The following is a 6,074-nucleotide window of genomic DNA, read 5'->3' on the forward strand; positions in this document are numbered from 1 at the left end:
TTTATAAGGCAATTAAATGAAAAGGAATTTATTATCTTCCGCTATTATAGTCGCCATCATGGCCCTCGGTCTGACGGGTTGTGATGATAAAAAAGCCGAAACAGAAACGCCCCCGCCTGCCAATAGTCAACCTGCCGCACCAGCTCCTGAAGCTCCCGTTGCAAAAGCAGAAGCTAAACCTGAAACACCTGCGCAACCGGTGGTCGATGAACAAGCGGTTTTCGACGAAAAAATGGATGTCTATATCAAGTGCTATAACAAGTTACAGATCCCTGTACAGAGCAGTCTGGCGCGTTATGCTGACTGGCTGAAAGATTTTAAACAGGGGCCTACCGGTGAAGAGCGTACTGTTTATGGCATCTACGGCATTAGTGAATCCAACCTCGCTGAGTGTGAAAAAGGCGTAAAAAGTGCTGTGGCGTTAACGCCTGCGCTGCAACCTATTGATGGCGTGGCGGTGAGTTATATCGATGCTGCCGTGGCGTTGGGTAATACCATTAACGAAATGGATAAATATTACACCCAGGAAAATTATAAAGACGATGCGTTTGCGAAAGGGAAAACGCTGCACCAGACATTCTTAAAAAATCTGGAAGCCTTTGAAGCTGTAGCAGAATCTTATCATGCGGCGATTCAGGAAATTAACGATAAGCGCCAGCTTGCGGAACTGAAAAATATTGAAGAAAGAGAAGGGAAAACATTCCACTATTACTCTCTGGCAGTCATGATTTCAGCGAAACAAATTAATAACCTGATATCGCAAGATAAGTTTGATGCAGAAGCGGCAATGAAGAAAGTGTCTGAACTGGAAACGCTGGTGGCGCAGGCCAAAGAAGCGGATAAAGGCGGCATGAATTTCTCGTTTATTAATTCGGCAGGCCAGTATCAACTCGAGGCTAAAAAATACGTTCGCCGCGTCAGAGATAAAGTCCCGTACTCTGACTGGGATAAAGAGCAACTGCAGGACGCAAACTCAAGCTGGATGGTCGACGACTCTTTCCCGAGAGCATTACGCGAGTACAACGAAATGGTTGATGACTATAATAGCCTGCGTTAAACGTTTTTGATGATAAATGCAGTGTCGGATGCGGCGCATCCGACACAGTTCACCCCTTGTGAAGTAACTCCATAAATGCCTCATATCCTGTTAACCCGGCAATAACCTCTACCGGATGCTGACACAATACGCTTGCCAGATAGCTAAATATTTTTAGCTCATGACGCGCATCGGCGGCGGCGCAGGCAATCAACACATGGTTAATGATTTCGTTATTCACCTCGATCGGGTGGGCGAGGGTAATAAAAAATCCACGAAAACGTCGCTCCTGTTCGCTCCAGCAATGTGGGATGGCGAGGCGATTAACAATCAGGTTTTCACCTTCGCCTTCGCGGGCGATGATGCGTTGTGCTTCATCGGCGGTAATATGGTGTTGTGCCACTAATTGCGCACAAATTTGCCGGGTAATATGTTGCCAGCTTTCACCGCGTACATTCGAATAATGAAAACTTCCGGGGGCAGAGAAAAAACGCTCCGGTTGCTGGCGAATAAATGCCGTCGCCAGAAAATGTTTTATTTGTTCGATACCGGCAGCCGTAATGATATTTTTTACGGTGATGTAATTATTTACCGCGTCTTCCAGTAAATAATGGCTATTGTTAATGATCAATAACGGCTCAATCTCTTCGCGAATGGCAACAAGTTCGCTTAAGCTACGGGCAATAATTACCCGACAATTTAAAACATCGCGCTCAATGGCGAGCTGATTAATAGTGGCAATTGCGTTCTGGTCCGAGAGCAAAATGATCGGCTGGCGTTCGTTTTGATGCCGCTCCAGCGCACAGGCAAAATACAAACCGATCAGATCGCTGTCGAAAAGGGGAATATCGAGCTGTTCACGCAGTAGCGTAATAAAGTGCAGACTCATATCAAAGGCCGCAGGCCAGGCGGCTTTCAGGTTATTCATGCTGCTTTGGCGGTGCTCAGCAATCCACACCGGTGCGGCAAGGCAACGTAATAAATGCCCGGTAATGTTCTCAACCAGCTGCGTATCAATAATATTCAATGACGCGATGCCCGGCACCCTTTGCAGCAACCGCTGCACATTATCGGCAGAAATTATCTGCGCTTGCTGATGCTGTTTCTCTATCAAACCTGTCAGGGTTCTTACAGCGTTATCACCAAGAAACAGACCGCTATGTTCAACGATTTGTTTTATCTCGTCACCGGGATATTGCGGCCACTCATCGGTCAGTTGATTACGCAGGGCGTAAATCGCCAGAATCAGGCTGGAGAGATAATCACCCTGCATGAGCGGCCAGCGGTGTTGGTTGTCGCAGGCCGTGGATAAATGCTGAAGGTTGTCTCGTGTTACGCCCGCCAGCGGAATTAAAAACGGATCTTTGCGCAGCAAGTTCGCCAGCAAGATAACGCGCTTCTCTTCTGTCTCATCAATGAAATGGCCCAAACCGGGGCGGCTGGCCAGGCAACAAGCGCGTTCATAACGCTGTTTTAACCGGGGCAGACGCTCTGCGACCCACGTTTCTGGCAAATTAAGCGCCGAGGCGAGTTGCGCACGGGGAGTAAAGGTATTCAGTAATAACAGTGCCAGCAGCCGATCGTCGTTATCGTGCTTTTGCAGCAACTGAAAAAAGCTGCGGCGCTCGAAGATTTCCAGCTGATAGCCCGCACTACCACTGGCGGAAATGCGGGCTTTGCCGTTAAGGGTAAAGTTGAGATAGTCAATATCACGCAGGATGGTCCTGCCTGAAACGCCAGTCTGTTGCGCCAGCTCACCAGGCGTGCGCGGCTGTTGCTCCAGCAGATCGACAATCTTTAACTGGCGTTCGTTTAGCATTAATCCACCTGACGGAACTGGCTAAACGCGTTGACTTTCTCCGCGGTTAAGGTGGTCAGAAAATCCCGTATCAACGTGAGCAGAGCATCGTAATCGGCTTTTGAAATCATGCCGCTGTTAGCGTGCAGATAGCGGGTTGGCAGGCACAGCGCAACAACCGGACGCCCGCCGCCCATCACGTTGTAGCGCCCGCCATCCGTCGCACCGGTTTTCATGGTGGAAAATTGCAGCGGTAAATCGTTATGTGCGGCACAGCTTTTTAACGCCGCCACCAGTTTCTGGTTGGGGAAGTAGCGCTTGTCAAACAGCATCAGCCCCGGCCCCTGGCCCAGTTTCAGCGGGTATTTAATGTTATCAATGCCCGGAACATCACCTGCGACAGCGGTATCCAGCACAATCACCACATCCGGTTTAATGTGTTCCGCCGAGGTTTGTGCCCCGCGTAGCCCAACTTCTTCTTCCACGCTGCCGACGCCATACAGCGTAATTTCGGGATTATTCACCGTCTGCAATAGTTCAGCCATCATTGCGCAGCCGATGCGGTTATCCAGCGCCTTGCCGACCACTTTATCTTCGCCCCAGCAGGCAAAATTGGCTTCCGGGCTAATAAAATCGCCCATCGCCACACCGCGTTTTTCCACCTCATCGCGACTGTTCGCGCCAATATCAATGAACATCTCATCAAATGACAGCGGTTGTTGCTTTTGCTTTTCCGTTAACGCATGAGGCGCGACGGAACCAATCACACCAGGGATTTTCACTCCCTTGTGTGTGCGTATGGTTACCCGGTGGTTGAGCATCGACTGATTCCACCAGCCGCCAATGGTGGTAAAACGCAGAAAACCGCTCTCGTCGATGTGGGTGACCATAAAGCCGACTTCATCCATATGCCCGACAACGGCAACTTTTGGACCTTTATTCCCCTTACGGGCAACAAAGCTGCCCAGACCATCAAAGGTGATTTCATTAACGCAAGGTTCCAGCGTGTTTATCAGGATGTCGCGAACTTCCTGTTCATCGCCGCTGACGGCGCTGGCTTCGCACAACTGTTGCAGTAACTCAATGTTCATGGACAAGCTCCTGTTGCGCGGCTTTCGCTTTGCGGCGTAACCACAATCCTTTCAGGACGATAATGAATGAAATGTTTAGCGCGAGGCCAATCGCCAGCACCAGATAAAACGAACCTACCGGCGACATCAGGCCGATCAGCGGGTCAAAGATACCCAAACCAGGTGCCAGACGTTTGATTCCGAAAGCGATCACCAGCACGCCGGTAATACCGCCCGCCAGCGTATTGGCGGTAATCATCGGTAACGGAGCTGCCAGAGCGTAAGGAATAGCAGGTTCGGTTGCGACTGTGGCACCGACCACAATGGCACTACTGGCAGCCTCTTTTTCCTGTCGGGTAAACAGTTTGGGCGCAATGAACGTCGCAAGACCCGCCGCGACGGGCGGCATCAGCGCGACAACGCCGACGATGGCGTACCAGTCATAAATGTGTTTTTCCAGCAGTGAGAAGCAGAAGAACCAGGCGGTTTTATTGATGGGGCCGCCCATATCGAACGCCAGCATCGCACCGACCAGAAACGCTGCCGCAAATTTCATTGATGGAGGAATGGTGTTCAGGAAGTGCAGCAACCCGCCCATGAGGTCGGACATTACCGGTCCGATAACGTAGTAAGTGAGCACGCCGAAAACCAGCAGAGTAACGAACGGGATCAGCATTGAACCGAGCAGCGGTTGTAATGCTTTGCCAAGGCGCACTTTACGGAACCAGAAGACGAAATAGCCAATCGCCAGCCCCAGCACCACCGCGCCGAGGAATCCCGCACCTGACTGGGTGCCGAGCAGGGCTTTGTCATTCGCCAGATAGCAAACCAGAAACGCCGGAGCGAAAGCGGGTTTATCGGCAATCGACGAGGCAATATAAGCGCCCATGATGGGGATCATAAAGGTGAAGCCGAGATAACCGATGGATTCAACCACCCAGGTAAACGACGGCGCGCCTTTCGACATATCGGTATACGGCAGGCCGAACTGCACCAGCATGTTGGCAAGCGCCACCAGGATACCGCCACCGATAACAAACGGCAGCGCCGCAGAGACGCCCGCCATCAGGTGGCTCATTACGCTGCCGCTTTGTACTTCCTGTTTGCCGAGCTTCACGCCGCTATCTGCGGCAAAAAGCTGCGAGTTTGTTGGTAATTCACTGAAAATCTGGTCGATATTTTTCAACGCCTGGGAGATGGCAATCTCATAAACCTTCTTCCCGGCAAACCGCGCCCGGTCATCGCCGCTCAGGCCACGCCCGGTAGCGAGAATGACGTAATCGGCAGCGGCAATCTCTTCGCTGGATAAGCGGTTTTCAACGCCACTGGACCCTTGAGTTTCCACTTTTATGGTATGGCCGAGAGAACGGGCTTTCTGTTCCAGGGCTTCCGCCACCATGTAGGTGTGAGCGATCCCGGCGGGGCAGTTGGTGATCGCGACAATACGTAAGGATGACTCCATCGCCACTTCCTTATGAGCTGAGGGTTTGATTTAACAAGGCAAACACCTGGTCGGCGTCGCCTCGTCGCAGTTGGTGAATAAAATCCTGGTGGATAATTTTGCGACACAGTGTACCGATGATTTTGACCTGATCCTCTTCGCCGCTTTGCGGCACGCCGAGGCAGATCCAGCAATTGACGTCTTCGCCATCGCTGGCTTTCCAGTCAATAGCCTGCGCTTTGCGGGCGAATAACACGAACGGTTGTTTAACGCAGGCGCTTTTACCGTGCGGCACGGCGATGCCGGAACCAAATCCAGTAGAGTGCATTTTTTCGCGCAGCAGCAGGGTTTGCAGGAACTGGTGTGAGTCGGTGATAAAACCGTTTTGTAACGCCATTGTCGCCAACTGCTTCAGAATGGAATAAGCGCCATTGCCCTGAATATTCAGGTCAATACAGCTTGCAGTAAGAGCTGCCATTAATCGGACTCCATGAAATATATTTTAATCAATTGTAATGGTGGAGCGATTAAGTGATGAGAGGCGATATGTCGGTAAACAATGACAATTTGAGACAGAGTGAAAGGTCAGATTTGCGGAGTAATGCACATAATGGTTATTTAAATAAACCACATGAATCATTAATGAGTTATTCATTATTTTTGTGATTTACTCACAATGCATCGGGGAAATATAAGTTACCGGGATATATTAACTGAAGGTGTAATATG

Annotated in this window: 5 protein-coding genes; 1 reads left to right on the forward strand and 4 read right to left on the reverse strand. The window is 50.5% G+C overall.

What is annotated here, in order from left to right; genetic code table 11:
• The first annotated feature begins 58 nt into the window (after window positions 1-58).
• Window positions 59-1,057 carry a YiiG family protein gene (locus tag QZF50_RS22160; protein WP_001173595.1) on the forward strand — a complete coding sequence of 333 codons (999 nt, stop codon included), beginning with the start codon at window positions 59-61 and terminating at the stop codon, window positions 1,055-1,057.
• Window positions 1,058-1,106: 49 nt separating this feature from the next.
• Here QZF50_RS22160 and QZF50_RS22165 read toward each other — a convergent pair whose 3' ends face one another.
• From QZF50_RS22165 to QZF50_RS22180, 4 genes are read right to left on the reverse strand one after another with little or no spacing between them, the layout of a single operon-like run.
• The gene (locus QZF50_RS22165; protein ID WP_061892616.1) at window positions 1,107-2,855 is read right to left on the reverse strand and encodes a putative frv operon regulatory protein; all 1,749 of its coding nucleotides are present in this window, start codon (window positions 2,853-2,855) and stop codon (window positions 1,107-1,109) included.
• Window positions 2,855-3,925 (reverse strand): aminopeptidase, encoded by a 1,071-nt coding sequence (locus tag QZF50_RS22170; RefSeq protein ID WP_001019474.1) that lies wholly within the window; start codon window positions 3,923-3,925, stop codon window positions 2,855-2,857. Before QZF50_RS22170 ends, QZF50_RS22165 begins: the two co-directional genes overlap by 1 nt.
• A complete protein-coding gene (locus tag QZF50_RS22175) occupies window positions 3,915-5,366 on the reverse strand; it encodes a PTS fructose-like transporter subunit IIBC (protein WP_000446023.1) in 1,452 nt (483 codons plus the stop codon). Before QZF50_RS22175 ends, QZF50_RS22170 begins: the two co-directional genes overlap by 11 nt.
• Window positions 5,367-5,376: 10 nt before the next feature.
• Window positions 5,377-5,823 (reverse strand): PTS fructose transporter subunit IIA, encoded by a 447-nt coding sequence (locus tag QZF50_RS22180; RefSeq protein WP_000729591.1) that lies wholly within the window; start codon window positions 5,821-5,823, stop codon window positions 5,377-5,379.
• Window positions 5,824-6,074: the final 251 nt, after the last annotated feature.

Source organism: uncultured Escherichia sp. (genome assembly GCF_948475835.1).
Classification (GTDB): domain Bacteria; phylum Pseudomonadota; class Gammaproteobacteria; order Enterobacterales; family Enterobacteriaceae; genus ECMA0423.